Raw genomic sequence first — 1,061 nt, forward strand, 5'->3', positions numbered from 1 at the left:
CTGGGGGTGGTGCTTGGTTTTGTGGGGGCGGTGGTGGGGGCGGTTGAGGTTGTGCGGGTGGGTTCGGTGGTTCGGGTGGTGCGGGTTGGGTCCGCGGTTGGCTGGGTGGTGGGGGTGTCGACGGTGGTGCTGGGGGTTTGGCCTACGTCGCCGGTTGCGGGGAGGTCGTTGGACTTGTTGCGCAGGAGGATGCCTGCTACTACCGAGCCTGCTAGTACGACTGCGGCTAGGGCGGCTACGAGAAGGGGTTTCCTGGCGCGTCGGGCGAGGGTTGCGGTCGCACTTGGCTTTTTGTTTACAGCACCTGCATGAGTGTTGGTACCTGCGCCTGAGCCTCCGCCGGTACCTGCGCCTCCGTTAGTACCCGCACCTGAACCGCCGGTGGTACCTGCACCGGTGCGCGCGCCTGCTGCACCGGCAGCAGCTGTACTGGTGGCTGTGCTGGTGCCGGGTGTGGTTCCGGTGGGAGTTCCTGCGTCGGTGACGGTGTTGGTGGGGGTGCCGGCTGCCGATGGGCCGAAGGCGGCAACACCGGCTTCCGCACCAGCAGCTCCGGCAGCAGCCGCGCCCGGAGCGCCAAGAGCAGCTGCGCCCGCGGCACCACCAGTGACTGCGCCCGCGGCGCCTGCGACGGTTGGGGCGTTGGCGGCTGTGGCACCAGCAGTCCCGGCGGTCCCCGCGGACCCGGCAGTCCCGGCGGAACCGGTGGTCCCCGCGGTCCCCGCGGCACCCGCGGCACCCGCGGCACCCGCGGCACCCGCGGCACCCGCGGCTCCGGCGGCTCCGGCGGTTCCGGCGGCTCCGGCGGGGAAGGGCTTGGTGGGAGAGGCTTCGGCGGAGAGGGCTGTGGTGCTGCCGGGTGTATCCGTGCCGGCGGCTTGAAGCCCTGAGGCAGGCGTGCCGTCGGCTGGCGTACCGAGAGCAGGCGTACCGGCGGCGGGGGTCCCGGCCGCTGGGGCGCCGACGGCGGGGGTGCCGAAGGGCGTCGGGTGCGCAGAAGGGGTGCCGAGGGGCAGGGTGTGCGCTGAGGGGGTGCCGAAGGGGGGTGTGGGGGTTGGTGG

General features: G+C 72.8%; 1 protein-coding gene. It reads right to left on the reverse strand.

Going from position 1 to position 1,061, the window contains the following annotated elements; genetic code table 11:
- Positions 1-295: 295 nt before the first annotated feature.
- Complete coding sequence (locus ABD260_RS37470) at positions 296-658, reverse strand: hypothetical protein (RefSeq protein ID WP_344241740.1); 363 nt, start codon at positions 656-658, stop codon at positions 296-298.
- Positions 659-1,061 lie beyond the last annotated feature (403 nt).

Origin of the sequence: Kribbella hippodromi, from assembly GCF_039531045.1 — a bacterium.
Classification (GTDB): Bacteria; Actinomycetota; Actinomycetes; order Propionibacteriales; family Kribbellaceae; genus Kribbella; species Kribbella hippodromi.